This window comes from Amycolatopsis ultiminotia, assembly GCF_039536925.1.
Classification (GTDB): domain Bacteria; phylum Actinomycetota; class Actinomycetes; order Mycobacteriales; family Pseudonocardiaceae; genus Amycolatopsis; species Amycolatopsis ultiminotia.
Window position 1 is genome coordinate 36,947 of sequence record NZ_BAAAZN010000013.1, and the last position, 25,105, is coordinate 62,051.

Sequence of the window (25,105 nt, forward strand, 5' to 3'; positions counted from 1 at the left end):
GACCATGCGCCGTTATGTGATCCGGCGCCTCGCGCAGGCGGTGGGAGTGCTGTGGGCGGCTTATACGGTGTCGTTCCTGGTGCTGGACTTCCTGCCCGGTGACCCGGTGTCGGCGATGGCGGGCGGCGGATCGGATTCGACGCCGATCGATCCGGCGCAGATCGCCCGGCTCCGGCACGAGTACGGCTTCGACAAGCCGGTGTTCCTGCAGTACCTGGACTATCTGGGCAAAGCGCTGCGCGGGGACTTCGGCGATTCGATCTCGACCGGTCGCTCGGTGACCTCGACGCTGGCCGCCGCGCTGCCGCAGACGCTCGAGCTGGCCGGTGCCGCGCTGCTGCTCGCGGTGCTCTTCGGCGGCGGGCTTGCGGTGGTGGCGACCTACACGAACCGGCGGTGGCTGCGCCAGGGGCTGCTGTCCCTGCCCCCGCTGGGGGTGTCGGTGCCGACCTTCTGGATCGGGCTGATGCTCGTGGAGCTGTTCTCCTTCCGCGCGGGGTGGTTCCCGGCCTTCGGCAACGACGGGCTGGGCGGGCTGGTGCTGCCCGCCGTCGCGCTGGCGATCCCGACCGGCGCGATCGTGGCGCAGGTGCTGGCGAAGAGCCTGCTGACCACATTGGACGAGGCGTACGTGGAGACGGCGAAGGCGAAGGGGGCCGGCCGGGTGCGGATCCACCTGCGGCACGCGCTGCGCAACGCCTCGCTGCCCGCGCTGACGGTGGTCGGATTGCTGGCCGGGCAGCTGATGGCGAATTCGGTGGTGATCGAGACGGTGTTCTCGCGCGACGGGCTGGGCCGGGTGACCGCGGGCGCGGTCACCGTCCAGGACATCCCGCTGGTGCAGGGCGTGGTGGTGTTCGGCTCGCTGATCTTCGTGGTGGTCAACCTGATCGTCGATCTGGTGTACCCGCTGCTGGACCCGCGGATCGTGGTGGCCTCGGGAAGGCGGGCGAGTTTCGCATGAGCCAGGTAGTCGTCGACGATCTCGGCGCCACCGCACTCGGTGCCGGGACACCGGCCGAGGCCGGATTCGAACCGGGTGGCCGCGGTGCCCCGCGCCGGGCGGTGCGGTTCTTCCTGCGCCGTCCGGGCCTCGTGCTGTCCGGCGTCGTGGTGGTGCTGGTGGTGCTGGCCGCGTTCTGGCCGGGACTGTTCACGGCGCAGGATCCGCTGCACGGTTCGCCTGCGGACTTCTTCCAGGCACCGGGTGGCGCGCACTGGTTCGGCACCGACGAACTGGGCCGGGACGTGTTTTCCCGGGTGGTGCACGGCGCGCAGCTGTCGCTGAAGGCGACGTTGATCGCGCTGGCGGTCGCGTTCGTGGCCGGTGGGCTGATCGGGTTGATCGCCGGATTCGTCGGACGCTGGGTCGAGGACGTGCTGATGCGGTTCGTCGACGTGCTGCTCTCGATCCCGGCGCTGTTCCTGTCGCTGGCACTGGTCACCGCGCTGGGCTACGGCACGGTGAAGGTCGCGGTCGCGGTCGGCGTGGCGAGCGTCGCCAGTTTCGCGCGGGTGATGCGTTCGGAGGTGCTTCGCGCGCGGCAGGCGGTGTACGTCGAGGCGGCCCGGTCCTGCGGGGCGCGCTGGTACTCGGTGCTGATCCGGCACGTCCTGCCCAACGCGATCGGACCGGTCGTGGTGCTGGCCACCCTCGAGATCGGCACGGCGATCCTGGCCGTGTCCTCACTGAGTTTCCTCGGGTACGGGGCGCCGCCGCCGGCGCCGGAATGGGGCACGTTGATCTCCGACGGACGCAACTACCTGGCCAACGCGTGGTGGCTCACCGCGTTGCCGGGCTTGACGATCGCGCTCACCGTCCTGGCCACCAACCGGATCGCCCGCGCGCTGGACGGCGAATGGGCGAGGCAGCGATGAGCGCGCCGGACGAGCAGACCGGTGCGGAACCGCTGCTGGCGGTCCGCGGGCTGACGGTCTCCTACCGCACGCGTGGCGGATCGCTGCCCGCGGTCCGGGGAGTGGACCTCGACGTGCATCCGGGCGAGGTGGTCGCGGTCGTGGGCGAATCCGGCTCCGGCAAGAGCACCACCGCGCACGCGATCATCCGGCTGCTCGCCGCGAACGGCAGCCTCGACGCCGGCACTGTCCGGTTCGGCCGCCGCGAGCTCACGTCGTTGCGGGAGAAGGAACTGCGCACCGTTCGCGGCGCGCAGATCGGGCTCGTCCCGCAGGACCCGACGGTGTCGCTGAACCCGGTCACGCGGATCGGCGATCAGGTCGCCGAGGTACTGCGCGTGCACCAGCTGGCGAACCGGCGGTCCGCACTGCCCGCCGCGATCGAGATCCTCGACCGGGCCGGGCTGCCGGACGCGGCCACCAGGGCCCGGCAGTACCCGCACGAACTGTCCGGCGGGATGCGCCAGCGGGCGCTGATCGCGGTCGCGATCGCGGCGAACCCGAAGCTGATCATCGCCGACGAGCCGACCAGTGCACTCGACGTGACCGTGCAGCGGGTCATCCTCGACCACCTGCAGCGGCTCACCGAGGAATCGGGCACCGCGGTGCTGCTGGTCACCCACGACCTCGGGGTCGCCGCGGATCGGGCGGACCGCATCGCGGTCATGTCGCAGGGCCGGATCGTGGAGACCGGACCGGCACGGGACATCCTCGGCGATCCCCGGCACGAGTACACCCAGCGGCTGCTGGCGAGTGCGCCGAGCCTGGCCGTCGCGCATCCGCGGACCGCGGTCGAGGCGGCACCGGCGGCCGAACCGCCGCTGGTCGAAGTCCGCAACGTGGTCAAGGAATTCCGGTTGCCCCGGGTCGCCGGTCCGGCCCGCACGCTGCGTGCCGTCGACGATCTGAGCTTCACCCTGCACCGTGGACGGACACTGGCTCTGGTCGGCGAGTCCGGCTCGGGCAAGTCCACCACCGCCCGGCTGGTGCTGCGGCTGGCCGATCCGACCGCCGGGCGGATCTCGTTCGACGGCGAGGACGTCACCACCGCGCGCGGCGCGACCGTGCGGCAGCTGCGCAGGCGGGCCCAGCTGGTCTACCAGAATCCTTATGCCTCACTGGATCCGCGGTTCTCGATCGGTGAGGTGATCACCGAGCCGCTGCGGGTGTTCGGGGTGGGGGACCGGGCTTCCCGGCTGGACCGGGCCCGCGAGTTGCTGGACCGGGTCGCGTTGCCGTCGTCGGTGCTGGAACGCAGGCCGGCGGAGCTGTCCGGCGGGCAGCGGCAACGGATCGCGATCGCCCGCGCGCTCGCGCTCTCCCCGGATCTGGTGGTCTGCGACGAACCGGTGTCCGCACTGGACGTTTCGGTGCAGGCGCAGGTTCTCGAACTGCTGTCCGAACTGCAGTCCGGTACCGGGGTGGCCTATCTGTTCATCTCGCACGACCTGGCGGTGGTCCGGCAGATCGCGCACGAGGTCGCGGTGATGCGCCACGGCCGGATCGTCGAGACCGGTACCGCGCAGGACCTGTTCCGCAGTCCCGGACACGAGTACACGCGCGAACTGCTCGCCGCCATTCCGGGCGGTCGCCACTCACCGCCCGGTGCCTCGGCGGAGCAGCAGGGGGTGGCCGGATGAGCGCCCCGCGGATCAGCTCGCTCGCCTTTCTCACCCCCGGCAATTTCGCCGACGACGAACCGTATTCCGGGCTGGAGGAAACGCTTCAGCTGTTCGCATACGGTGAGCGGCTCGGGTTCGACGGTGCCTGGATCCGGCAGCGCCACCTCGAGCACGGCGTGGGCTCGGCAGCGGTCTTTCTCGCCGCGGCCGGCCAGCGCACCGAACGGATCGAGCTGGGCACCGCGGTGATCCCGATCGGCTACGAAAACCCGTTCCGCCTCGCCGAGGACCTGTCGCTGGCCGACGTGCTCTCCCGCGGCCGGCTGCAGATCGGGGTGAGCACCGGGATGCCGCACGCGGAACTGCTCGGCGATCTGGTGCACGACGGGGATTGGCGCACCTTCGACCTGTCCTACGGCCGGGTCGCCCGGCTGATCGAGCATCTGCGCGGGGACTACCTCGGCGGACCGGACACGGTGATCCAGTCGCCGGGCAACACCCAGCGGCCCCGCCTGCAACCGCACAACCCCGGGCTGGTGAACCGGATCTGGTACGGCGGGGGCAGCCTGCGCTCGATCCGCTGGACCGCCGAGCACGGGCTGAACCTGCTCACCGGCAACATCGTCAGCGGTGAGGGCACCGACGACTTCGCCACGGCACAGTCGGCCCTGCTCGCCGAGTACCGGCGGACCGCCGCCGCGCCCGCGCGGATCGCGCTGGGCCGGGTGATCGTGCCGTTCGACAGTGCGGACGAATCGACCAGGGCGCGGTACCGCGCATATGCGGCTGCGCGCGACGAGCGGACCCGCAGGCCCCACGGGGAGCGGCGGACCCTGTTCGCCCGCGACGTGGTGGGTACCGCGGAGCAGATCCTCGAGCAGCTGAGCGCAGACCCGGTCGTCTCGGCGGTTTCGGAACTCCGGCTGGAGCTGCCGTATGAGTTCCACCGGGCCGACTACGAGCAGATCCTGCACGACGTGCGCCATCTGATCGCTCCGGAACTCGGCTGGCAGCCCGCCCGCTCGTCCGCGGGATCGGTGGCCGCATCGGGGTGATCCCGCCGAGGTGGCGACGTGCCCGGGCACCGGCCGGAGTGGACGGTCGAGGGCCTGGATGCCGGGTCGAATTCGGTTGTCTGCACTGCGGGCGTCCGGCACTGTCGTGACATGCCGGTGAACGAAGAGGATCCGGATGTCGCCGCGGTGATCGAACGCGAGTTCGCGTTGCAGACACCGGATGTGCGGCGTTCCCGGACCGCCTGCCTCGAGCTGCTCGACCCGCAGTTCCGCGAATTCGGCGCCTCCGGACGGGAGTGGGACCGCGCATCGGTGCTCGCCATGATGGCCGCCGAACAGTATGTCCCTCCCGAAGTCGAAGACCTCGCCGTGCTGCGCCCGGCGCCGGGGGTCATCGTGCTGACCTACCGTGCCCGGCGCGCGGACCGGACCACACTGCGAAGTGCGCTCTGGCGGCGGGCCGCCGACGGTGCGTGGCGGTTGATGTTCCACCAGGGCACTGTCGTGCCGCCGGGCGGCGGCGCGCGGCACCCTGCGTGATCGCCTCGGCACCCGCGCCACGTATGCTGCCCGCAGGGGGAGCGGGCCGGACGGTCGAGGTTTTCGCGGGACCAGGAAAGGACTCCGGGTGCAGATTTCCGCCAAGTCCGATTACGCGATCCGGGCTGCGCTGGAGATCGCGCGGCGCGAGCCGGAACTCGTCACCGCCACGGAAATCGTGAACGGGCAGGACCTGCCGCGCAAATTCGTCGAAGCCATCCTGTCCGACCTGCGCCGCGCCGGTCTGGTGCACACCCAGCGGGGCAGCGCCGGTGGCTACGCGTTGACGCGTCCGGCGCGGGAGGTGTCCCTCGGCGCGATCATCCGTGCCGTCGACGGTCCGCTCACCGCGGTCCGCGGTGTCCGGCCGCACGAAACGTCCTACACCGGTGCCGCCGAGCACCTGCCGCAGCTGTGGGTCGCGCTGCGCTGCAGCCTGCGGCGGGTGCTGGACGAAACCACGCTCCAGCACATCCTGACCGGCCGCCTGCCGGCCGGCGTACGCCGGCTGACCGAGACGGACGACGCCTGGCTGCCCCGCTGAGCCCCGGCACCGGAAGCGCAGCACCGCACCGGGCAGCCGGGCCGGAAGACGGTGCCGCGGAAAGCCTCAGCGGTCCGGCCGGGTCTCACCCCACCGGTTCCAGTGCACGACCTGTTCGGCCGGTTGCCGTTTCGGGCGGGTCCAGCGGCCGCGCGCCGGGTAGCCGAGCGGGATGAGGGCCATGCTCAGCACGTCGTCGGGCAATCCGAGCAGGGTGCGCAGTTCGGCCTCGTGCGTGGTGTGGAACGTGGTGAGCGTGCTGCCGATACCGTAGGCACGGGCGGCGAGCTGGAGCTGCTGCACGGCACCGTAGACGGACGCGCCGAGGCGCGGGTTCGTCGAATCCGCCGCGTCGCGCAGCACCGGGAGCACCCAGACCGGTGCTTCGTGGATGTGACCGGCGAGGTGCTCGGCCGCGCGGTAGGAGGCGGGGCTGAGCCCGGTGGCGGACGGGTCCGCGCCGAGCAGCTCCTCGCGGCGGGATCCGTAGGCCCGCTCCCACCCTTCCCGGTACCAGACGGCCACGCGTGCTTTGATCGCCGGATCGGTGACCACCACCCAGCCCCACGATTGGCGGTTCCCGCCGGAGGGACCGAGCACCGCGGCGTCGAGGATCGCCCACAGCACGTCCTCGGGGATCGGCCGGTCGGACAGGTAGCGGCGGGACGGCGTGGAGGTGAGTGCTTCCAGCGCGGGCAACGCGTGCGGATCGGGCGGCAGCGGGGGTTCGGCGGTGGACATCCCGGCACCGTACCGCGCCGGGCGTCCCCGCATCTGGGAAAGACCCTGGTATCCCTATCGGCGAGATAGACTTTCCCGGTGACGCGACGACAGGGCATACTGGTGGGCCTGGTCCTCGACGCGGCGAAAACCGCGGATCCGAGGCGGATCGGGAGCCAGGTCCAAGCGGCGGAACGGCACGGCCTCGGTTTCCTGCTCTTCGACGACGGGCCCGGTGAACCGGCGGGCCGCGGGTATCCGGACCCGGTCGAGGTGGCCTCCTTCGCGAGCGCGACCACGCGGGCGATCGGGCTCGTCGTGACGGCCGCCGCCACGCATGCGGAACCCTTCCACCTGTCCAACCGGTTCTCCAGCCTGGACTGGGGCAGTTCGGGCCGGGCAGGCTGGCTGGTCACGGTCGACGCGTCCACGGCACGCGCGGCGGCGTATTCGGCATCCCCGCCGGATGCGGCCACGGCGCCGCGCGAGGCGGGTGCGGTCGTGGATGCCGCCCGCCGGCTGTGGGACTCCTGGGAAGACGGTGCGTTGATCGCGGATTCGGCGACGGGCCGGTTCCTGGACCAGGAGAAGCTGCACTACGTCGACGTGCACAACGAGTTCTTCCGGATCCGCGGGCCGGCCTTGCTGCCGCGGCCGAAGCAGGGGCAGCTGCCGGTCTTCGCACGGGCACGGGACCACCTGGCGCAGGCGGACGTCGTCCTGGTCGACGGGTGGCCGGGAGGAGCCGTCGGCGAACATGATGCGCACCGGACGTTCGCCGAAGTGGCGGTCACGCCCGCCACCGATTTCGGGCCGTTGCTCCGCGGGCTCTCCGGCCGTGCCGACGGGGTCCTGTTGCGGGCCGGCGATACCGACGCGGTACTGGAGGAACTCGGACGGCGCGTGTTGCCGGAACTCATCGCCGACCGGACGGTGCTTCCGCCGCGCCCCGGCGAGACCTTGCGCGAGCAGCTGGGGCTGCCGCGGCCGGTGAGCCGCTACGCCACGATCGCAGGCAAGGGAGCACAGGCATGAGCGGGACCGACTACCGCCGCCCGGAAGCCCGGTTGCACCTCAACGGGTTCTTCCCGTTCGGCCCGATCTATGTGTGGGACGAGGTGGACCGCCCGGAGGACTACTACGAGTTCGCCGGTTTCGCCCAGCTGGCCCGCACCGCGGAGCGGGGGCTGTTCACCGCGATCTTCCTCGGCGACAGCCAGCGGCTGCGCGAGCACCTCGGCGCGATCACCGACACCGCGGTGACCGGAAGGCCCGACCAGCTCGTGCTGTTCGCGCACCTGGCCGCGCTCACCGAACGGATCGGATTCGTCGCGACGCTCAACACGACCTATTCCGATCCGGCCGAGCTGGCCCGTCGGCTCTCCACTGTGGACGCTTTGAGCGGTGGCCGCACCGGATGGAACCTGGTGACCACCGACAACGCCTGGACCGGGGAGAATTTCCGCAAGGGCGGCTATCTCGGCCACGCTCAGCGGTACCGGCACGCACGGGAGCACCTGAGCATCGTGCACCGGCTGTGGGACCAGGAGCCGGTGGACTTCCACGGCGAGTTCTACGACGTCACCGCCGCGCCGTCGCTCTCGCGCAGCAGGCAGCACCGTCCGGTGCTGTTCCAGGCCGGCGAGTCCGACGAGGGCCGCGATTTCGCGGCCCGGCACGCCGAGGCGATCTTTTCCCGTTACCTGGACTTCGACGCGGCGCTCTCCTTCGCCGACGACATCGCCGCCCGGCTGGCCGCGGCCGGCCGGCCACGGGACGACATCAGGATCATCCCCGCGGCGAAGATCACCCTGGCCGGCACGCTCGACGAGGCCAGGGAGAAGGCGGCCTGGTTCGACCGGCAGACCTGGACCGACCGGCGGATCCGCGCGGTGCTCGAAGCGGTCTGGGGCTGCGATCTGTCCGCCTTCGACGTGGACGGCCCGCTGCCCGGGTTCGATCCGGTGGATCCGGAACAAACCAAGACGCACGGCGTGGTCAACAGCAGGGACCGGCCGAGGCGCACCGCGGAGGGCTGGCGCGAGCTCGCCGCCGAGCGCGGGTACTCGATCCGCGGGCTGGTCGCGCACCTGAGCCGGACCCGGGAGTTCGTCGGCACACCGGCTTCGGTGGCCGACGAACTCACCCACTACGTGCGTGCCGGTGCGATCGACGGGCTGAACCTGGCACCCCATGCGGTGCCGACCGGGTTCGACGACGTCGTGGACCTGCTCGTGCCCGCGTTGCAGGACCGCGGCAGTTATCCCGCCGAGTACCCCGGCACGACGCTGCGCGAAAACCTGGGCCTGCGCCCGCCGGTGGACCTGCGGGACCTGATCACGACGTGACCGGCCGCCGGCTCACCAGCGCCCGCGGTGCACGACCTCGTCGAACGGCCGCCGATCCGGGGTGACGAGCGGGCGCAGCGGGCGGTCGGCCGGATAACCCACGCCGAGCAGATAAGCCACCTGGTGGGTCTCGGGCACGCCGAGGATCGCGCGGGCCTTGTCCTGATCGCCCACCGAGGAATGCCCGGTGCCAAGGCCCAGATCCGCGGCGGCGAGGGTGCACGCGTAGGTGGCCTGTCCGAGGTCGTACTGGTCGACCACGCGGGTGCGGTCGTCGTCGGACTCCGGTACGACGAGCGCGATCGCGGCCGGGGCACCGGCGATGTGCCCCGCGCCGCGCCACACCGTCGCCAGTTCGGCCAGCTGCGCGGGGTCGGTGACGAGCACGAAGTCCCAGTGCTGCCGGTTGGACGCCGACGGTGCCCGGCGGGCCGCCTCGGCGATCCGGGTCAGGTGCTCCTCGGGCACCGGGTCGCTGGTGTAGCTGCGCACATTGCGGCGCGCGCGGATGGCGTCCCACGTTTCCATCGTCACTCCCGATCGCGATTCCGGTCCGGTAGCCGGGTCAAGGTCCTCGCACCGCACTCTATTCCCGCGGTCCGGGCATTCGGCGGGTTTCCGGACCGGTGCGGTACAAAACCCGCCGAATTCCCTGATCGCGGGATTTCCGCGGTTCGGCTCGGGGCCGCGGAATACCGGTGCTCCGGCCACGGCTGTACGCCCGTATACGCGGCAGAGAGAGGCGGGCTGATGGCACCTTTCGCGGTGGCACTGGAGATCGACGGTGCCGGGGCGCATCCGGCGGCCTGGCGGCGGAGCGCGCACACGCCGGACCGGCACTTCGACCCGGACCGGTTGCGCAGGCTCGGCGAGGAGGCCGAACGTTCCGGGTTCACCTTGGTGACGCTGGAGGACGATCTGCTGCCGGGGACCGCCCCGGCGGGCCGGATCGGTTCGCCGGAGCGGGCCGCGTTCCTGGCCGAGGTCACCAGCGTGCTCGGCCTCGTGCCGGTGGTGCCGACCACCTACACCGAGCCGTTCCACGTCTCTTCCGCACTCGCCGCACTGGACCACATCAGCCACGGCCGAGCGGGCTGGGTCGTGGGCAGCACCCCGGACGTCGCCGCCGCCCGCGCCTGGGGACGTCCGGAAGTCTCCGATGCCGCCGGGTTGCGCCGTGAAGCCGCCGACAGCGTGCACGTGGTGCGTGCCCTGTGGGATTCGTGGGAGGAGGACGCAGTGATCCGGGATGTGCCGACCAGCCGGTACCTGGATCGCGATCGGCTGCACTACATCGATTTCGAGGGCGCGACCTATTCGGTGAAGGGGCCGGCGATCGTACCGCGCCCGCCGCAGGGCAACGCGGTCGTCTTCGCCGCCCCGGAGCTGGTCGACCCGGTACAGGCCGACGTTGCGCTGGTCTCGGGACGTGATGTCGCGGCGGTCGCCTCGGCCGCGCCGAACGCCGCTCCGCGCCGCTTCGCGGAGGTGGAGGTCGCGCTCGACACCGCCGGGCAGACTGGTGCGGAGCGGGTCGCGGCACTGGCACAGCACGCTGACTGGCCCGATCGCGGCCGCTTGCGCTACACCGGCGGCGCCGAAGGATTCGTGCGCCTGCTGACCGAACTCGCCGGAACCGTCGACGGCGTGCGCATCCACCCGCTGGTACTCGACGAGGAACTGCCGGTGCTGGCGAAATCCGTGCTCCCGCACCTGCGCGTCGCCCGGCTCGCGGCGGCGGCGCCGTCCGGGCAATGGCTGCGCACGACCCTCGGCCTCGCCCCGTCCGTCAACCAGTTCGCCACCACCGAAGGCTGATCCGATGACCCGTACCGATCGCAACGACGTCCCGCGTCCGGATGCGCAGCTGCACTTCGGCGTGTTCTTCCAGGGCGTCAACCACTGGACCATCTGGACCGAACCCGGCAGCGGCTCGCAGATCGCACCGGAGTCCTACCGCGCGGTCGCGCAGACTGCCGAACGCGGCCTGTTCGACGCGTTCTTCCTCGGTGAAGGGCTGCGGCTGCGGGAGATCAACGGGAAGGTGCACGACCTGGACGTGGCCGGGCGCCCGGACGCGATCACCCAGCTGTCCGCGCTCGCCGCGGTGACCACCCGGATCGGGCTCGTGTCGACCTCGAACGTCACCTACAACGAGCCGGCGGACCTGGCACGGCGCTTCGGCGGGCTCGATCTGCTTTCCCGTGGCCGTGCCGGATGGAACGTCGTCACCACCGACAACGCCTGGACCGGGGAGAACTTCCGTCGTGGCGGCTACCTCGACCACGCCGACCGGTACCGGCGCGCCGAGCAGGTGCTGGGCGCCGCCCGCGCGATCTGGGATTCGTGGGCCGACGACGCGGCTGCCCGGTCCACCGACGCGGCGGCCTGGGCGCGCGAGGGCTCGATCGCACCGGTCACCTACCGCGGTGACCTGGTCGACATCGAGGTCACCGGCAGTCTTCCACGCAGCAGGCAGGGACATCCGGTGATCTTCCAGGCGGGCGATTCGTCCGAGGGACGGGATTTCGCCGCTCGCAACGCCGACGTCATCTTTTCCGCGCACGGCTACGAGTTCGACGACGCGCTCGCGTTCGCCGAAGACATCCGCCGCCGGCTCGCGGTGGCCGGCCGCCCGGCCGACGCGCTGCGCATCCTGCCCGGTTCCTCGATCATCGTCGGCGACACCGAGTCCGAGGCCGAGGAGAAGGCCCGCTGGGTGCGGGAGCAGCAGATCACCCCCGGCACCGCGCTGGCGCAGGCGACGCTGCTGTGGAACGTCGACCTGTCCGGCTACGACCCGGACGGGCCGCTGCCCGACGTCGAGCCCCAGGAGCAGGACAACAGTGGTGCTTTCGGCGCGGCACGGCGGCCCGATTCGCGGGCGACGGTCGCGCAGTGGCGCGACGCGGCCGCGGCACACGGCTGGTCGCTGCGCCAGACCGTGATCGAACTGGGACAGCGTGCCCGCAGCCACGTCGGGACCCCGGCCGGTCTGGCCGAGAAGTTCGCCCGCTTCGTGCGCGAGGGTGCCATCGACGGGTTCAACCTCTCGCCGTACCTGGTTCCCGATGGGCTGGACGACGTGGTGGACTCGCTGATCCCGGCGCTGCAGGAGCGAGGTCTGTACCGCACCGAGTACACCGGCACCACGCTGCGCGAGCATCTGCAGCTGCCCCCGGCCCGTGCCGGGCTCGGCGTCCCGCCCGCGGCTCAGTTCGACCGGGAGGCTTCGCCGGTCGCCCAGAAGTAGGTGAGGCCGGTGCCGTTGACGACGTGGTCGCCGATCGCACGTTCCTGGTAGATCGCCGGGTTGTGCGAGGACAGCGTGCGGGCGTTGCGCCAGTGCCGGTCGAACCCGTGCTGCGTGCTGGTGGCCGAGGCACCGCCGACGTCGAACAGCTTGGTGGTGATGCGCTGGACCAGTTCGACGACGGTCAGCTGTGCCTGGACGGTACGCAGTTCCGCGGCGTCGATCAGCTCATCGGCCTCTTCGCCGGCGGCGATGGCTTCGTGCGCGCGCTCGATGTGCCGTGCCGCGTCGAGGGTGAGGGTTTCCGCGGCCGCTGCGTCCGCGGCGAGCCGTCCCACGACGGATTGCACGAGCGGGTCGGTGGCTGCGGTGGTGCCGGCGCCGTGCTCGTAGACCCGGGTGCGTTCGCGGACGAAGCGGGCCGCGTCGCGGGTGGCGGCCCGGCCGACGCCGGCGAGCGAGGCGAGCAGCACGGTCTGCAGGAACGCGGGGAGCAGTGTCCGGGTCCGGTTCGGCTGGTACCGGTGCAGCAGGTCGGGGGTGATGGCGACGTCGGTGAAGGTCGTCGTGCCGCTCCCGGTCAGCCGCTGGCCGAAGCCGAGCCAGTCGTCGCGGCGTTCGACGCCTTCGGCCTCGGCGGGCACCGACACCGACACCGTCTCCCCGGCCGGATCCTCGGCTGTCGTGGTGATCCAGTCCGCGAACAGCGAACCGGTGCTGTAGTACTTTTCGCCGTTGAGCAGCCATCCTTGCGCTGCCGGGGTCAGCTTCGTCGCAAGGGATCCGACGGTGGCCGGACCGCGTTCGTGACTGGCGTTGCCGACGATGGCGCCGTCCGCGACGCGGACGAACCACTTCTCGCGGTCCGGGCGACGCGGTTCGAGCAGCAGGCCTTCGACAAAGGCGAAGTGGGCGCGCAGCAACTGCGGCAGGTTGGAGTCGGCTTCGGCGAGCGCGATCAGCAGCGCGAACAGCTCGGTGACCGACACCCCGGCTCCGCCGTGCTCGACCGGGACGGTGAGCGCGGTGAACCCGGCGTCACGCAGCAGGCCGACCTGTTTGTACGGCTGGATCCGTTCGGCCTCGCGCCGGGCCGCGCCCTCGGCGATCCCGGACAGCAGCGGACGGAAACCGTCGAGCCGGGCAGCAGCGGGGTCGTAGGTCATGGCAGTACCTCCGAAAAGTCGGGTCAGCTGGTGAGCCGGGGCCGGGGGAGCGCGTCGAGCAGCGCACGGGTGTAGGGCTCGCGGGGTGCGGTGAAGATCTCCTCGGCGGTGCCGTGTTCGACGATCCGCCCGTCCTGCATCACCAGCACCCGGTCGCTGACGTGGTGCACGACGCCGAGGTCGTGGGAGATGAACAGATAGGCCGTGCCGTGTGCGGCCTGCAGGTCGGCGAGCAGGTCGAGCACCTGGGCCTGCACGCTGACGTCGAGCGCGGAGACGGGTTCGTCGAGCACGAGCAGCTCGGGCCGCGTCGCGATGGCGCGGGCGATCGCGACGCGCTGGCGCTGCCCGCCGGACAGCGACAACGGGTGCCGTTCCGCGATGGCCGCGGGGAGCCCGACTTCGTCCAGCAGCTGCCGCACCCGGGCCTTGGCGTCGCGAGCGGACAGATCGCGCACGGCCCCGGCGATGATCGCGCCGACCGACCGGCGCGGGTCGAACGAACTGAGCGGATCCTGGTAGACGACCGAGATCCGGTGCCGCCGGGCACGCCGTTCGCGCTCGGTGAGCGCACTCCACGCTTCGCCGGCGAAGCGGACGCTGCCGTGGTCGGGCTCGGTCAGCGCCAGGCAGAGTGCCGCCGTGGTCGACTTGCCGGAGCCGGATTCCCCGACGATGCCGAGTGTTTCGCCGGAGCGGATCTCGAACCCGACGTCGCGCACGACGGTGCGGTCCTTGCCGTCCGGACCGCGGTAGGTTTTGCTGATCCCGTCCACCCGCAGGATTTCCCGCGGCGGCGCGGCGACGGCCGGCCGGTCCGGGACCGGCGGTGGGATGTCCGAGAGCCGGGTGCCCTTCGCGTGCGCCGTGGGGATGGCCGCGATGAGCCGCCGCGTGTACTCGTGCCGGGGCGCGCGCAGCACTTGCTCGGTGGGCGCGGATTCGACCACCTCACCGGCGCGCAGGACGAGCACGTGGTCGGCGAGCCGGTCCACCACGGCGAGATCGTGGCTGATCAGCAGCAGCGCCTTGCCCCGGTCCTTGGCCGCCGCGAGCAGGTCGAGGATCTGCGCCTGCACGGTGGTGTCGAGTGCGGTCGTCGGCTCGTCGGCGATCAGCAGCTCCGGATCGAGTGCGATGGCGGCGGCGATCAACGCGCGCTGCCGGAGCCCGCCGGACAGCTCGGAAGGCAGTTGCCGCGCGCGCAGTTCCGGTTCGGGAACGCCGACTTGGCGCAGCAGCTCCAGCACCCGCCGTTCCCGCTGCCTGCGCGGGCCGAACCGGTGCAGGCGCAGCGGCTCGGCGATTTCCGCGCCGACCCGGCGGAGCGGGTCGAGTGAGACGAGTGCGTCCTGGAGCACGTACCCCGCCCGCCGTCCGCGCAGCCTCCGCCATCCGCGTTCGGACACAGTGGACAGATCCTCGCCGCCGAGCACGAGGGTGCGTGCGCTCGTGTGGGCAGCCGGTCCGTTGAGCCCGAGCAACGCGCGGGCGGTCACGCTCTTGCCGGAGCCGGATTCGCCGACCAGCGCGACGCAGCGGCCGGCTTCCAGGGTGAACGACACGTCCCGCACGACCGGGTCGCGGTGGAAGCCGACGGTCAGCCCGTCGACCTCGGCGAGCGGATGAGCGGCCGCGGCCGCCGCTTCGGTGGCCGGTTCGACGGTGGTGTCGGTCATCGGTGTCCTCCTGGCTGGACGGCGGTCCGGATGGCCCGGCCCAGTGCGGTCAGGGAAAGGGTGAACAGCACGATCACGGCGCCGGGGAAGAAATCGAGCCACCACGCCTGCTGCAGGTAGTTGCGGCCGGCGTTGAGCATCGCGCCCCATTCCGGTGCGGGCGGCTGCACGCCGAGCCCGAGGAAACCCAGCGCGGTGGCCCACACGATGGCCTGGCCGATGCCGAGTGTGACCAGGACGGCGAGCGGGCGGAACGCGTTGGGCAGTACCGTGCGGAACAGGATCCGGGCGGGGGAGTGCCCCAGCACCCGTTCCGCCTGGACGTAGAGCGAACCGCGGACCGACAGCACCTGCCCGCGGACCATCCGCGCGTAACCGGGTACCGACGCGACGCCGACCGCCAGCAGCTGGGTTCCGGCGCTGTTGCCGAACACTGCGATCAGGATCAGCGCGAGCAGCAGCCCGGGGAAGGCGTAGAGCACCTCGACGATCCTGGTGGTGACGGCGTCCACCGCCCGGCCGCCCAGCCCGCCGAGCAGGCCGAGCACGAGTGCGCCGCCCAGCCCGAGCGCGGTCGCGCCGATACCGATCAGCAGGGACTGACCCGCACCGTGCACCACCCGGGACAGCACGTCGCGTCCGGACTGGTCGGTGCCGAACGGGTGTGCCGCGCTCGGCGCGGCGAAGCTTTGCGCCAGGTGGATTTCCAGCGGGTCCTGCCCGGTGAGCAGCCCCGGCGCGACCGCGGCGACGACCACCAGTGCGGTGAACGCCAGCGCGAGCCAGAAACCGGGCCGCTGCAGGACACCGCGCTCGCGCCGGACCGTGCGGACGGGGCCCGGTACCGGCGCGGCGAGTTCGGGCTCGAGAACACTCATGCGGTCGCTCCGATCGTGCTGCGAAGCCGCGGATCCACCGCGACGTAGGCGAGGTCGGTGAGCAGGTTGGCGACCACGTAGACGAGCGCGACCACGAAGGTGATGCCGACGACCAGCGGGAGGTCCCGCGCGGTGACCGCGGTGACGAGCAGCTGGCCGATGCCCTGCCGGGCGAACACCACCTCGGCGATCACCGCACCGCTGACCAGCGAGCCCAGTCCCCATCCCGACAGCGAGATCCCGGGCAGCGCGGCGTGCCGCAGCACGTGCCGGGCCCGCACCCCGGCGTCGGACATGCCGCGTGCCCTTGCCGAGACCACGAAGGGCTGGCGCAGCTTCGTTTCGAACTCGTCCCTGGTGACCTGCGCGAGGAACCCGCCGAGCGGGATGCCCAGGGTCAGCGCAGGCAGCACCAGCCCGGCGGCCCCGCTGCCGATGACCGGGAACCAGTGCAGCCGCACCGCGAACACGATCAGCAGCACGAGGCCGAGCCAGAACTGCGGCAGCGCGGCGGCGGCCGCCTCCACCCCGGCGCCGAGCCGGCCCCACGCCCCGCGCCTGCCCGCGGTGGCGAGCGTGGCCAGGATCGACAGCACCCAGGCGATGGCGAGTGCGGTGAAGGTGAGTGCCAGGGTCGGCCCGACCTGGCCCGCGATCGCTTCGAGCACCGGCTGTTTGAGCGTGTAGGACTCGCCGAAGTCCAGGTGCAGCAGCCCGGTCAGGAACGACCAGTACTGCGCGAGCAGCGGCCGGTCGAACCCGTACTGGTGGGTGACCGCCTCGACCGCGGACGGGGTCGGGTGCGCGGAGGCTCCGCCGAGGATGGCGATCGCCGGGTCACCGGGCACCAGCTGTTCGAGGAAGAACACGATGGTGCCCACGGCAAGCAGCAACAGGACCGCTTCGAGGACACGCCGGGCGGCGCGCTGCGCCAGTGCCGGGCCGGAGGTGTGCATCGGGACGCTCCGCGGGGATCGGTGGGGTATCAGCGGGATCAGGGACGGATCAGGAGGTGAGGTAGGCGTCGGACAGGACGGGTTCGCCCTCGGAGACCTCGATCCAGACGTCGTGCAGCCGGTCGGACACCGCGAGCCGGGTCTGGATCGGGTAGAGCGGCAGGCTCCACGCCTTGGCGGTGAGCAGGTGCTGGGCGCTCGAGTACAGCTGCTTCTGCTGTGCCGGATCGGTGGTGGCCGCGGCGCGCAAGAGCGTGTCGTCGAGCTCGGGATCCCAGGCGAACGCGGTGTTCTGGCCGTTGGCGACGTCGAGCGTCGCCTTGGAGAACTTGATGTACATCACCGCCGGGGTGGGGCTGTTCCAATAGTTGCCGAGGAGTTCGTACGCCTTCGCGTCGCCCCAGACCGCGTCTGCGCTCGCCGAGTCGAGCGCCTGCAGTTCGACCTTGATGCCCGCTTTGCGTTCCATCGCCTGGATGTCCTCCAGCAGGGTCACGTCCGCCGGGGGAGTCTCGGCGCCGTCGCCCTTGTAGGGCAGCCGGACGGTGAGCGGGCGGCCGTTCTTGGTCCGGTAGCCCTCCGCGTCGCGACCGGTCCAGCCCGCCTCGTCCAGCAGCCGCGCGGCGGCGGCCGGATCGTAGGGGAAGGGCTCGTGGTAGCGGGGGTCGTAGAACGGTGTTCCGCTGCTGATGTTGTTGCCCTCGTAGGGGAACACCCCGGCGTAGGCGCTCTGCACCGCCTCCTTCGCGTCGGAGGCGTGGATGAACGCCTGGCGGACGCGCTGGTCGGCGAAGATCGGGCTGGCCGCGTTCAGGTCGAGGCTGAACGGGGACCCCGAGTGCACAAAGGACTGGAGCGTGATCGACGGGTCCGCTTTCGCGGTCTGTTCGTCCTCCGGGGGAACGTTGAAGATCACGTCGGCCTCACCCGAGGCCAGCGCACCGTAGCGGGTGGTGTTGTCCTTCAGGAACTTCCACGTCACGTGCTCCAGGTAGGCCGGCCCCTGGTGCTTGGCGTTCGCGGGCGCCGAATGGTAAGCGTCGTTGCGCACCAGCTCGACGTCGCGCTCGTGGTGCCACTTCACCACCTTGAACGGGCCGGTGCCGACCGGGGATTCGCAGTTCTGCTGCAGTCCGCGGGCCATCGCCCGTGGCGACTCGATGCCGAAGAACGCCTGCGACAGTGCGCTCAGCAACGGCGAGTACGGCCGTTTGAGACTGATCCGCACGACCTCGGACGAGAGCGCGGTCGCCTTGTCGTAATAGGACTTGAGGTACAGCAGGTCGGTGGAGGACTGCGTCTTCGGGTCGAGGATCTGGTCGAAGTTCGCCACCACCGCGGCGGCGTCGAGTGGTGTGCCGTCGGTGAACCGGACGCCCGGCTTCAGCCGGAAATCGTAGGTGCGCCCGTCCGGGGAGATGGTCCAGCCGGATGCGAGCCACGGCACGATCTTGCCGCCCTTTTCCTCGGACACGAGCGAGTCGAGGTACTGCCTGGCGACGTAGGTCTGGGGCATGTCGCCGTTGTTGTGCGGGTCGAGGCAGGTCGGCTCGCGGTCGGCCGCGTAGGTGATCGATCCGCCGCGCACCGGGCCCGCACCACGCGCGGTGGTGGTTTCCCTTGCCGCGCACGAGGTGAGCAGGACCGCCGACAGTGCCACCAGGAGCAGCCGTCTCATCGCGGCACCCCGGCGACGGCGTGCCGGTGCACTGCGGCCGGGTGGGCCTCGGGCAGCCGGGCACCTGCGCCGTGCAGCCGTTCGCGCAGCGTTTCGCCGGCGCCGTACCGGGTGCGGTAGCGGCCGCGGCGCTGCAGTTCCGGCACGACCAGGCCGATGAAATCCTCGAACGTGCCGGGGGACAGGTACTGCACCAGGTTGAACCCGTCCACGCCGGTGGTGTCGGCGAGCTCCTCGATCCGGTCGGCGACCCGGCCGGCCGAGCCGACGACGAAGAACGGGTCGTGGAACGGATCGTCGAAGTGGTCCACGATCTCGCGGACGCGCCGGTCGGAGAAGGACCGTTCGGCCGATTCGATGTGCCCGCGCGCCTTGAACTCGATGTACTCCTCGGCGCCGAGTGCGGCGAGGTCGATCCCGCTGCTGCCGCCGAAGTGGACGAGGTAGCCGATGGTGTCGCGGTAGCGCAGGATCTGTTCCAGCTTGCGGCGAGCGTCGGCGTCGGTCTCGCCGACGATCACGTTGAGCCCGGCGAAGAACCGGACCGCATCGGCCCCGCGGCCGTTCTCCTCGGCCAGGTCGCGGACCGAGCGGATGATGGTGCGTGCCTCTTCCTCGGTGCGGGCGCCGAGGAAGATCGCCTCGGCGTGCCGGGCCGCGAAGGCCCGCCCGCGGTCGGAGGAACCGGCCTGGTACAACACCGGCGTGCGCTGCGGGGAGGGTTCCGACAGGTGCGGGCCGTCGACCGAGAAGTACTTGCCCCGGTGGGAGATCTCGTGCACCTTCGCCGGATCGCTGTAGCGGCGGAGCGCGCGGTCGCGGACCACCGCGTCGTCCTCCCATGATCCTTCCCACAGTTTGTAGGACACCTCGAGGAACTCTTCGGCGAGGTCGTAACGGTCGTCGTGGCGGACCTGTTCGGACAGCCCGTAGTTGCGAGCGGCGTCCGGCAGGTAACCGGTGACTATGTTCCACGCGACGCGGCCCTTGGTGAGGTGGTCCAAAGTGGAAAACCGCCGTGCGTTGCCGAACGGCGGCTCGTAGGTGGTGGTGAAGGTCACCGCGAAACCGAGGTGTTCGGTCACCGCGGCCATCGCCGGGACCACCAGGAACGGATCGTTGTTGGGCGACTGGATCCCGCGTTCGATCGCGGGTGCCCGGCCGCCCTCGTAGACGTGGTAGGTGCCGACCACGTCGGCGAGGAACAGCGCGTCGAACAGTCCGCGCTCCAGCAGCCGGGCGGTGTCCAGCCAGTACCCGAGATCGGTGTACTCGTGCCGCCGGTTTCCCGGGTGCACCCACAGGCCGTGATTGATGTGACTCGGGGTGTTCATCTCGAACCCGTTGAACTGCAGCACTTTCGACATTCCGCGTGTCCTCCGTCGATCGTCGGCGCGTTCACCCTAGGAGCGGGGAAGGGAAAGTCCACGACGCCCAGCGAGTGGGACCAGCACCCGAACAACGGACTTCGTTCCAGCAGATGGGAGTCCGGCCGGCGCGTGGTCTTCGATCCGCGCCCGACGGGGCCGGATGCCCCTCGGGTGCCGAGGATGGGATTCGCCTCGTGGTGCGTGTAGGCTGGTGCCGGATGTTGTGCCAGATCACCCCGGACCTCGGTGATGTCTCGCGAAGACGCGCCTGGAGGTCTGCATGGGAGATTCCTTCTCCGTAGCCGCCGAGCACGGCGCCCGGAAGCTGCACAGACTCGCGAGCCCCTGCGGTACAGCGATCGGGGACAGCTCGGACCTGAATGCGGTTCGTGGCCTGCCCACCAGCGTCGCACTGATCGAGCCGGCCGGTAACTCCTCCGTTCGTGGCCGCAGACGCGGTGCCGATCGCCGGATGCCCGGCTGCGCGAAGAACTCCCTCGAACTGTGGAACCGGAGGCCGTCATGGTCGTTGTGCTGATCGTCGCGCTCGTCGTCTGGGTGATCCTGGCGATCATCGGATTCGCCGTCAAAGGATTGCTGTGGCTGGCAATCATCGGAATCGTCCTCTTCGTGGGAACCGCGGCGATCGGCGCGGTCCGCCGGAGGGCTTTGCACCGCTGACGTTTCCCTGTGTGCAGTGAATCGGCGAAGACAGCGCCGCGGACGCCGACGGCACACTCGGCCGGTCGAGCGCTTCGATCATCATCGTCGGCATTCTCGGGAGAGAGCTGCCAGCGATGCGCAGAGAAGAACGTTCGGTCTTGCGTCGTCGGCTCGCCTGTGCCGCGCGAGAAGGGAGACGGTCGCGGTGAACAAGCCGCTGTCCCTCGGTGTCGCCGGCTCCGCCGGAGACGACAGGGTGGAAGGGCAAGCCAGGTCCGACGACGGCCCGCTCGACCTCTCCCTCGCCGTTCCCGAGGAGAAGGGCGGCCCCGTGGCGCGACCAACGGACGCCGGAAGGCGGATGCACTTTGAGTAGTACTGCCGTGCACGTCGAACTATCCGGCGTCGCCCAGCTCCTCGCCGACGCGCACGCGAGCTGCCCGTACTTGAACGTCACGCGCGGCACGATCCGGGTGACCGTCGCCTGATGCCGGTGGCCGGGCCGATCCCGTCGTGGGCCCTGCCGGACCGCGCTGCCGGATCGCCCTGCCGGGGCGGTGGCGACGAGCCGCACCTATCATGGCTGCATGGTGAGGGGATCCCGCTCTGCACCGGCTGCGGTCGGCGAGAGCAGCCGTGAGGTCATTCTGCACGCGGCGCGCACCCTGATCGCCGAAAAGGGGTACGACGGCATGGCCGTCTCGGATTTGTGTGCGCAGGCCGGGTTTCCGCCCAGCTCGATCTACTATCACTTCGGCAACAAGCTCGGCGTACTGGCGGCATTGCTCGAACGCACTTTCGAGGAGTTGCACGCGCTGTTCCCGAACCCGTCGTCGTTCGACGATCTCGCGCCGCTCGAACGGCTCGAAGCGTGGTTCACCGCGGCGTGCCGTTCCCTTGACGAGCGACCCGATTACCTTCGTCTGTTGCTGGTGATCAGCGTGGGTCCGCAGAAGGACTCCGCGACGGTGCGGGAGACCGTGCGCCGTATTCGCGACTACTCGCACGCTTCCTGGGTGGAAGCGCTCACGCCGATCTTCGCGCCGCACGGCGGCAAGGCCGACGAGACCCTGGTGGGCCAGCTGGCCGTGCTCGGCCGAGCGCTCACGGATGGGTTGTCGGCGACCAACAGCCTCGACGGTCTGACCTACAGTTCGCAGGTCGCGCCGTTCGTCGCACTGGTCCGCGGTCTGGCGGAGCAGCGCGGCCAGGGGGCAAAGCGGAAGAAGCGGTGAACGCCGTCCGGCGCTGGCTGCGGTGAGTCCCCGGATATCTCGGGACCACCCGGATCCTCTCGAGCATCGAACCTTGAGCGACCGGCATCCATCTGTATAGTGAGCGTTACATACAGAAGGAGGTCGGGTGATGAGCTCGGTGGATGTCGGGGACGCGCAGCTGGTCTACACCGAGGTCGGCACGGGCAGTCCGGTCGTCTGGCTGCACGGTTCCGGACCGGGCGCGACGGGGATGAGCAACTTCGGCGGAAACCTGGCCGCTTTCCGGGACTACCGCAACATCGTGGTCGATCTGCCGGGCTGGGGCCGTTCGCCGCGCCCCGCCACGGACGAGCCGCTGACCTTCCACGCGGCCGAACGGGTGGTGCGCGCGATGGGGGCACTCGGCATCGAACGCGCCCATCTGGTCGGCAACTCCTACGGCGGCGGCGTGGCGATGCGGATCGCGATGCAGTATCCGGAACGGGTGGATCGGCTCGTCCTCATGGCGCCGGGTGGCGTGCTGCCGACGGACGCGCCGCCGTGGCCGGTGGGGCTCGAGCGTCTCTTCGCTTACATGGCCGCGGAAAAGCCCGCGCGCGAGGCGATGGCCGAGTTCGTCCGCCTGATGGTCTTCGACGAGGCACTGGCGACCGAGGCACTGATCGAGGAGCGGTACGAAGCCAGCCTCAGGGTGCACCCGGAGTTGCCGATTCCGCCGAATTTCGGTGACCTGACGCCGGACCTGGGCCTAGTCGGGGCGCCGACACTGCTCGTGTGGGGGCGCGAGGATCAGACCGTTCCGCTCACCTGGGCGCCGAAGATCCTCGCCGGCATCCCGCACGCGGAGTTGCGCGTGCTGCCGCACTGCCGGCACTGGGTCCAGTACGAGCGGGCGCCCGAGTTCAACCACATCGTCCGCGAGTTCCTGCAAGGCGGCGCAGCCGCCGCATCGGAGGGATGATCAGCGTGGGTATCCGGAAACTGGGTTACGTCGGACTGAACGTCACCGATGTCGAGGCGTGGATCGATCTGCTGGGGCGAACGCTGGGAATCGGCGTCACGCACGCGAAGTCCGGCAGCGCCGAGGTCGTCCTGGCGGAGCTCGACGAGTTCAAGTACCGGCTGGCGGTTCACCCGTCCACAGTGGACACACCGCGTGCGGTGGGCTGGATCGTCGATTCGCCGGATGAACTGGACCGGCTCACCCGACGGCTAACGGATGCCGGCTGCACCGTCGCGCAAGCGACCGCGGAGGAGAAGGAACTCCGTGGCGCCACGCACCTGCGCTGGTTCACCGACCCGGTCGGCTTCCGCGTGGAGCTGGCGGTTGGTGAAGCCAAGGTCCGCACCGGCGTCGCGCGCCCCGCCGGCGGGTATCCCGGCGCCACCGGCCTCGGCCACCTCGTCCTGGCCGGCCCGAAGGTGGCCGAACTCCGCGAGCTCTACGAGTCGGTGCTCGAGTTCAAGCTGACCGACTACCGTGCCCCCGGCCTGTTCTTCTTCCGCTGCAACTCCTCCCACCACAGCATCGCGCTCGCGAGTGCGCCGGAGCCCTCGATTCACCACCTCGAGCTCGAGCACGCCTCGATCGACGACGTCGGACGGGCCTACGACCGGGCCAAGGCCACCGGCGCACCGATTTCGATCAGCCTCGGAAGGCACATGAACGACAAGGCCATCTCGTTCTACGTTCGCAATCCGAGCGGATTCCACCTGGAAATCGGATGCGGCGGTATCGAGGTGGGGCCGGACTGGATGCCGCACGACTTCGGGGTGCCGGATGTCTGGGGACACCACCACGCCGACGCCAATCCCTTCGCCTCCCCGAAATCGTGACGGGCATCGAGCAGCTCGCGTTCCTGCCCCGGCCGATCGAACCGGACGGGGACGCCGGTGCAGTGTCGTACCTGTGCTGGTGTACCTGTGTTCGCCCGAGGCGACGTCGGTCATCGGCGCCGAGCCGGTCGGTCCTGGACGAAGGCCGGCGCGCCTGCCGACCCGGTCGCGCTCGCCGGCCAGACTGAACGTTCTATCTGCTACACTGGCCAGGATGGTGCGCAATGCTCGAGGCCAGGTCTCTGAAGCGCGGTCACGGCTGCTCGAAACGGCGACCCGGATCTTCTACGCGGAGGGCCTGCACTCCGTGGGGATCGATCGGATCGTCGCGGAGGCGAAGGTGACCCGCGCGACGTTGTACCGGCATTTCCCCAGCAAGGACGAACTCGTCGTGGCCTACCTGCAGGCGGTCGGCCAGGCCGATCGCGCCCAGGTCGGCGAAGCTCTCGGCAGCGGCAAGCCGGTGCCCGACATCGTGCGGGCGATCGCCGGATCGATCGCCGCGGGCATCCAGTCGGCGGTGTTCCGCGGCTGCGCGTTCCTCAATGCCGCCGCGGAGTACCCGGACCCCGAGCACCCCGTGCACAAGGCCGTGCTCGCGCACCGCGAATGGTTCCTCGGCACCATCACGGACTTGTTCGCACAGATCGGGGAGACTCCGCCCGAACTCGCCGGCAGGCACTTCGTCATGCTGCGGGACGGTGCGATGGCCGCGGGCTGCCTGTCCGATCCGGTGGAGGTCTGCGACACGTTCCTCCAGGGGGTCGAAGGAATCCTGGAACACCGCCTCGGCAGCACGTCCCGGAAGGCTGCGGCCGGATCCGCCTGAGCGTTCCGGACGGCATCTCGATCTCGTGCCCTGCCGGGCACGGAAAACCCCATTGCGGTGCAGCTCCGGCGTTCCTGCGTCGTGCGGAGCGAGTTTCGCTGGCCAAGGCGTGCCGCACATTGTAGAGTGAGCGTTACATACAGAGTTGCCGGCGTGCCCGGCGCCGGACACGCGTTGCGGTGCCACCCCGGCCGCCTCGTGCGCACACCCCGCCGATCCGGGTCAGGGAGGTTCAGGTGAGCAGTTCGTTGATCGATGTGGACCGGACCGCGGTGCTCGTCATCGACATGCAGAACGACTTCGTGGAGGAGGGCGCACCGCTGGAATTCCCGGAGGGACGGCGGGTGATTCCCGCCATCCAGAAGGTGCTCGATGCCGCCCGCGGCAGGGGAATGACGGTCGTCTACGCCGCGCATGTGCACCGTCCCGGCGGAGCCGACCAGGGCGGCCACCGCGAACTGTATCCGCCGGTCGCGGCGGGTGCGGCGCTGGTCGACGGCGAGCGGGGCGGGGAGATCCACCGCGAGCTGGCGCCGCGGCCGGCCGAGCCGGTGATCAAGAAGCACCGCTACAACTCCTTCTACGCCACCGATCTGGAGATCATCCTGCGTGGCCTCGGGGTGGAGACGGTGGTACTGACCGGGATGACGACCGAATGCTGTGTGCTCGGAACAGCGCGCGGGGCACTGGAACGCGGATTCCGTTCCCTGGTGGTATCCGACGCCTGTGCCTCGTGCGACTACCCGGACCTGGGGGCAGGCCCGATGCCTGCCGGGGAAATGCACCTGGCTGCGCTGCGGGTGCTGTCACTGACGTCGTCACCGCTGATCACCACGGACGAATTCGTTTCCCGGCTGCCGTGAACTTCGGCGG

General features: G+C 70.6%; 24 protein-coding genes. 16 read left to right on the forward strand and 8 right to left on the reverse strand.

Annotated elements, in window-relative coordinates; all coding sequences use genetic code 11:
• The first annotated feature begins 4 nt into the window (after positions 1–4).
• From ABD793_RS27065 to ABD793_RS27090, 6 genes are all read left to right on the forward strand, one after another.
• Positions 5–964, forward strand: coding sequence for an ABC transporter permease (locus ABD793_RS27065; protein ID WP_344864923.1), 960 nt, complete (start codon positions 5–7; stop codon positions 962–964).
• The gene (locus ABD793_RS27070; protein WP_344864925.1) at positions 961–1,878 is read left to right on the forward strand and encodes an ABC transporter permease; all 918 of its coding nucleotides are present in this window, start codon (positions 961–963) and stop codon (positions 1,876–1,878) included. Before ABD793_RS27065 ends, ABD793_RS27070 begins: the two co-directional genes overlap by 4 nt.
• Complete coding sequence (locus tag ABD793_RS27075; protein ID WP_344864927.1) at positions 1,875–3,557, forward strand: dipeptide ABC transporter ATP-binding protein; 1,683 nt, start codon at positions 1,875–1,877, stop codon at positions 3,555–3,557. Before ABD793_RS27070 ends, ABD793_RS27075 begins: the two co-directional genes overlap by 4 nt.
• The gene (locus tag ABD793_RS27080) at positions 3,554–4,594 is read left to right on the forward strand and encodes an LLM class flavin-dependent oxidoreductase (protein ID WP_344864929.1); all 1,041 of its coding nucleotides are present in this window, start codon (positions 3,554–3,556) and stop codon (positions 4,592–4,594) included. The genes ABD793_RS27075 and ABD793_RS27080 overlap by 4 nt, the downstream gene beginning before the upstream one ends.
• A gap of 111 nt (positions 4,595–4,705) precedes the next feature.
• On the forward strand, positions 4,706–5,095 hold the full coding sequence (locus ABD793_RS27085; RefSeq protein ID WP_344864931.1) for a nuclear transport factor 2 family protein: 390 nt from the start codon (positions 4,706–4,708) through the stop codon (positions 5,093–5,095).
• Between the two features lie 88 nt (positions 5,096–5,183).
• A complete protein-coding gene (locus tag ABD793_RS27090) occupies positions 5,184–5,639 on the forward strand; it encodes an RrF2 family transcriptional regulator (RefSeq protein ID WP_344864933.1) in 456 nt (151 codons plus the stop codon).
• 66 nt (positions 5,640–5,705) lie between these two features.
• On the opposite strand, the gene ABD793_RS27095 is transcribed toward ABD793_RS27090, so the two are convergent.
• Positions 5,706–6,380 carry a nitroreductase family protein gene (locus ABD793_RS27095; RefSeq protein WP_344864935.1) on the reverse strand — a complete coding sequence of 225 codons (675 nt, stop codon included), beginning with the start codon at positions 6,378–6,380 and terminating at the stop codon, positions 5,706–5,708.
• A gap of 78 nt (positions 6,381–6,458) precedes the next feature.
• Here ABD793_RS27095 and ABD793_RS27100 point away from each other — a divergent pair, with 78 nt between their 5' ends.
• Entirely contained in the window at positions 6,459–7,394 is a 936-nt protein-coding gene (locus ABD793_RS27100; RefSeq protein ID WP_344864937.1) for an LLM class flavin-dependent oxidoreductase, read from the forward strand.
• The gene (locus ABD793_RS27105; protein ID WP_344864939.1) at positions 7,391–8,707 is read left to right on the forward strand and encodes an LLM class flavin-dependent oxidoreductase; all 1,317 of its coding nucleotides are present in this window, start codon (positions 7,391–7,393) and stop codon (positions 8,705–8,707) included. The genes ABD793_RS27100 and ABD793_RS27105 overlap by 4 nt, the downstream gene beginning before the upstream one ends.
• Positions 8,708–8,719: 12 nt before the next feature.
• On the opposite strand, the gene ABD793_RS27110 is transcribed toward ABD793_RS27105, so the two are convergent.
• Positions 8,720–9,235 (reverse strand): nitroreductase family protein, encoded by a 516-nt coding sequence (locus ABD793_RS27110; protein ID WP_344864941.1) that lies wholly within the window; start codon positions 9,233–9,235, stop codon positions 8,720–8,722.
• Positions 9,236–9,457: 222 nt separating this feature from the next.
• On the opposite strand from ABD793_RS27110, the gene ABD793_RS27115 reads away from it, so the two are divergent.
• Together ABD793_RS27115 and ABD793_RS27120 are read left to right on the forward strand one after the other, a co-directional pair.
• Positions 9,458–10,525, forward strand: coding sequence for an LLM class flavin-dependent oxidoreductase (locus tag ABD793_RS27115; protein ID WP_344864944.1), 1,068 nt, complete (start codon positions 9,458–9,460; stop codon positions 10,523–10,525).
• Between the two features lie 4 nt (positions 10,526–10,529).
• Positions 10,530–11,960 carry an NtaA/DmoA family FMN-dependent monooxygenase gene (locus ABD793_RS27120; RefSeq protein WP_344864946.1) on the forward strand — a complete coding sequence of 477 codons (1,431 nt, stop codon included), beginning with the start codon at positions 10,530–10,532 and terminating at the stop codon, positions 11,958–11,960.
• Here the strand turns inward: ABD793_RS27120 and ABD793_RS27125 are convergent.
• Genes ABD793_RS27125 through ABD793_RS27150 form a run of 6 tightly spaced genes read right to left on the reverse strand, consistent with a single transcriptional unit; the run spans position 11,921 to position 19,684 of the window.
• Complete coding sequence (locus ABD793_RS27125; RefSeq protein ID WP_344864948.1) at positions 11,921–13,126, reverse strand: acyl-CoA dehydrogenase family protein; 1,206 nt, start codon at positions 13,124–13,126, stop codon at positions 11,921–11,923. The genes ABD793_RS27120 and ABD793_RS27125 overlap by 40 nt on opposite strands.
• A gap of 23 nt (positions 13,127–13,149) precedes the next feature.
• Positions 13,150–14,805, reverse strand: a complete 1,656-nt coding sequence (locus tag ABD793_RS27130; protein WP_344864950.1) for a dipeptide ABC transporter ATP-binding protein — start codon at positions 14,803–14,805, stop codon at positions 13,150–13,152.
• Positions 14,802–15,683 carry an ABC transporter permease gene (locus tag ABD793_RS27135; RefSeq protein WP_344864952.1) on the reverse strand — a complete coding sequence of 294 codons (882 nt, stop codon included), beginning with the start codon at positions 15,681–15,683 and terminating at the stop codon, positions 14,802–14,804. The genes ABD793_RS27130 and ABD793_RS27135 overlap by 4 nt, the downstream gene beginning before the upstream one ends.
• On the reverse strand, positions 15,680–16,639 hold the full coding sequence (locus ABD793_RS27140) for an ABC transporter permease (RefSeq protein ID WP_344864954.1): 960 nt from the start codon (positions 16,637–16,639) through the stop codon (positions 15,680–15,682). The genes ABD793_RS27135 and ABD793_RS27140 overlap by 4 nt, the downstream gene beginning before the upstream one ends.
• 49 nt (positions 16,640–16,688) lie before the next feature.
• Positions 16,689–18,317 (reverse strand): ABC transporter substrate-binding protein, encoded by a 1,629-nt coding sequence (locus ABD793_RS27145; RefSeq protein ID WP_344864956.1) that lies wholly within the window; start codon positions 18,315–18,317, stop codon positions 16,689–16,691.
• Complete coding sequence (locus ABD793_RS27150) at positions 18,314–19,684, reverse strand: NtaA/DmoA family FMN-dependent monooxygenase (protein ID WP_344864958.1); 1,371 nt, start codon at positions 19,682–19,684, stop codon at positions 18,314–18,316. Before ABD793_RS27150 ends, ABD793_RS27145 begins: the two co-directional genes overlap by 4 nt.
• Before the next feature lie 507 nt (positions 19,685–20,191).
• Here ABD793_RS27150 and ABD793_RS27155 point away from each other — a divergent pair.
• The 6 genes from ABD793_RS27155 to ABD793_RS27180 all read left to right on the forward strand — a co-directional run bounded on the left by ABD793_RS27155 (position 20,192) and on the right by ABD793_RS27180 (position 25,095).
• Positions 20,192–20,368: a hypothetical protein gene (locus ABD793_RS27155; protein ID WP_344865378.1), complete on the forward strand. Its 177-nt coding sequence runs from the start codon at positions 20,192–20,194 to the stop codon at positions 20,366–20,368.
• A 569-nt stretch (positions 20,369–20,937) separates the two neighbouring features.
• Positions 20,938–21,585: a TetR/AcrR family transcriptional regulator gene (locus tag ABD793_RS27160; RefSeq protein WP_344864960.1), complete on the forward strand. Its 648-nt coding sequence runs from the start codon at positions 20,938–20,940 to the stop codon at positions 21,583–21,585.
• Positions 21,586–21,715: 130 nt separating this feature from the next.
• Positions 21,716–22,528: an alpha/beta fold hydrolase gene (locus tag ABD793_RS27165; protein WP_344864962.1), complete on the forward strand. Its 813-nt coding sequence runs from the start codon at positions 21,716–21,718 to the stop codon at positions 22,526–22,528.
• Positions 22,525–23,403, forward strand: a complete 879-nt coding sequence (locus tag ABD793_RS27170; RefSeq protein ID WP_344864964.1) for a VOC family protein — start codon at positions 22,525–22,527, stop codon at positions 23,401–23,403. Before ABD793_RS27165 ends, ABD793_RS27170 begins: the two co-directional genes overlap by 4 nt.
• 214 nt (positions 23,404–23,617) lie before the next feature.
• On the forward strand, positions 23,618–24,232 hold the full coding sequence (locus ABD793_RS27175; RefSeq protein WP_344864966.1) for a TetR/AcrR family transcriptional regulator: 615 nt from the start codon (positions 23,618–23,620) through the stop codon (positions 24,230–24,232).
• 236 nt (positions 24,233–24,468) lie between these two features.
• Positions 24,469–25,095, forward strand: a complete 627-nt coding sequence (locus ABD793_RS27180; RefSeq protein WP_344864968.1) for a cysteine hydrolase family protein — start codon at positions 24,469–24,471, stop codon at positions 25,093–25,095.
• The last annotated feature ends 10 nt before the right edge of the window (positions 25,096–25,105 follow it).

Excerpts from the sequence above, each read along its gene's own strand:
- ABD793_RS27130 (WP_344864950.1), bottom strand. The coding sequence starts at position 14,805 with ATGACCGACACCACCGTCGAACCGGCCACCGAAGCGGCGGCCGCGGCC.
- ABD793_RS27145 (WP_344864956.1), bottom strand. The coding sequence starts at position 18,317 with ATGAGACGGCTGCTCCTGGTGGCACTGTCGGCGGTCCTGCTCACCTCG.
- ABD793_RS27065 (WP_344864923.1), top strand. The coding sequence starts at position 5 with ATGCGCCGTTATGTGATCCGGCGCCTCGCGCAGGCGGTGGGAGTGCTG.
- ABD793_RS27140 (WP_344864954.1), bottom strand. The coding sequence starts at position 16,639 with ATGCACACCTCCGGCCCGGCACTGGCGCAGCGCGCCGCCCGGCGTGTC.
- ABD793_RS27115 (WP_344864944.1), top strand. The coding sequence starts at position 9,458 with ATGGCACCTTTCGCGGTGGCACTGGAGATCGACGGTGCCGGGGCGCAT.
- ABD793_RS27120 (WP_344864946.1), top strand. The coding sequence starts at position 10,530 with ATGACCCGTACCGATCGCAACGACGTCCCGCGTCCGGATGCGCAGCTG.
- ABD793_RS27110 (WP_344864941.1), bottom strand. The coding sequence starts at position 9,235 with ATGGAAACGTGGGACGCCATCCGCGCGCGCCGCAATGTGCGCAGCTAC.
- ABD793_RS27150 (WP_344864958.1), bottom strand. The coding sequence starts at position 19,684 with ATGTCGAAAGTGCTGCAGTTCAACGGGTTCGAGATGAACACCCCGAGT.
- ABD793_RS27095 (WP_344864935.1), bottom strand. The coding sequence starts at position 6,380 with ATGTCCACCGCCGAACCCCCGCTGCCGCCCGATCCGCACGCGTTGCCC.
- ABD793_RS27075 (WP_344864927.1), top strand. The coding sequence starts at position 1,875 with ATGAGCGCGCCGGACGAGCAGACCGGTGCGGAACCGCTGCTGGCGGTC.
- ABD793_RS27170 (WP_344864964.1), top strand. The coding sequence starts at position 22,525 with ATGATCAGCGTGGGTATCCGGAAACTGGGTTACGTCGGACTGAACGTC.
- ABD793_RS27125 (WP_344864948.1), bottom strand. The coding sequence starts at position 13,126 with ATGACCTACGACCCCGCTGCTGCCCGGCTCGACGGTTTCCGTCCGCTG.
- ABD793_RS27135 (WP_344864952.1), bottom strand. The coding sequence starts at position 15,683 with ATGAGTGTTCTCGAGCCCGAACTCGCCGCGCCGGTACCGGGCCCCGTC.
- ABD793_RS27165 (WP_344864962.1), top strand. The coding sequence starts at position 21,716 with ATGAGCTCGGTGGATGTCGGGGACGCGCAGCTGGTCTACACCGAGGTC.
- ABD793_RS27070 (WP_344864925.1), top strand. The coding sequence starts at position 961 with ATGAGCCAGGTAGTCGTCGACGATCTCGGCGCCACCGCACTCGGTGCC.
- ABD793_RS27160 (WP_344864960.1), top strand. The coding sequence starts at position 20,938 with ATGGTGAGGGGATCCCGCTCTGCACCGGCTGCGGTCGGCGAGAGCAGC.
- ABD793_RS27105 (WP_344864939.1), top strand. The coding sequence starts at position 7,391 with ATGAGCGGGACCGACTACCGCCGCCCGGAAGCCCGGTTGCACCTCAAC.
- ABD793_RS27175 (WP_344864966.1), top strand. The coding sequence starts at position 23,618 with ATGGTGCGCAATGCTCGAGGCCAGGTCTCTGAAGCGCGGTCACGGCTG.
- ABD793_RS27080 (WP_344864929.1), top strand. The coding sequence starts at position 3,554 with ATGAGCGCCCCGCGGATCAGCTCGCTCGCCTTTCTCACCCCCGGCAAT.
- ABD793_RS27085 (WP_344864931.1), top strand. The coding sequence starts at position 4,706 with ATGCCGGTGAACGAAGAGGATCCGGATGTCGCCGCGGTGATCGAACGC.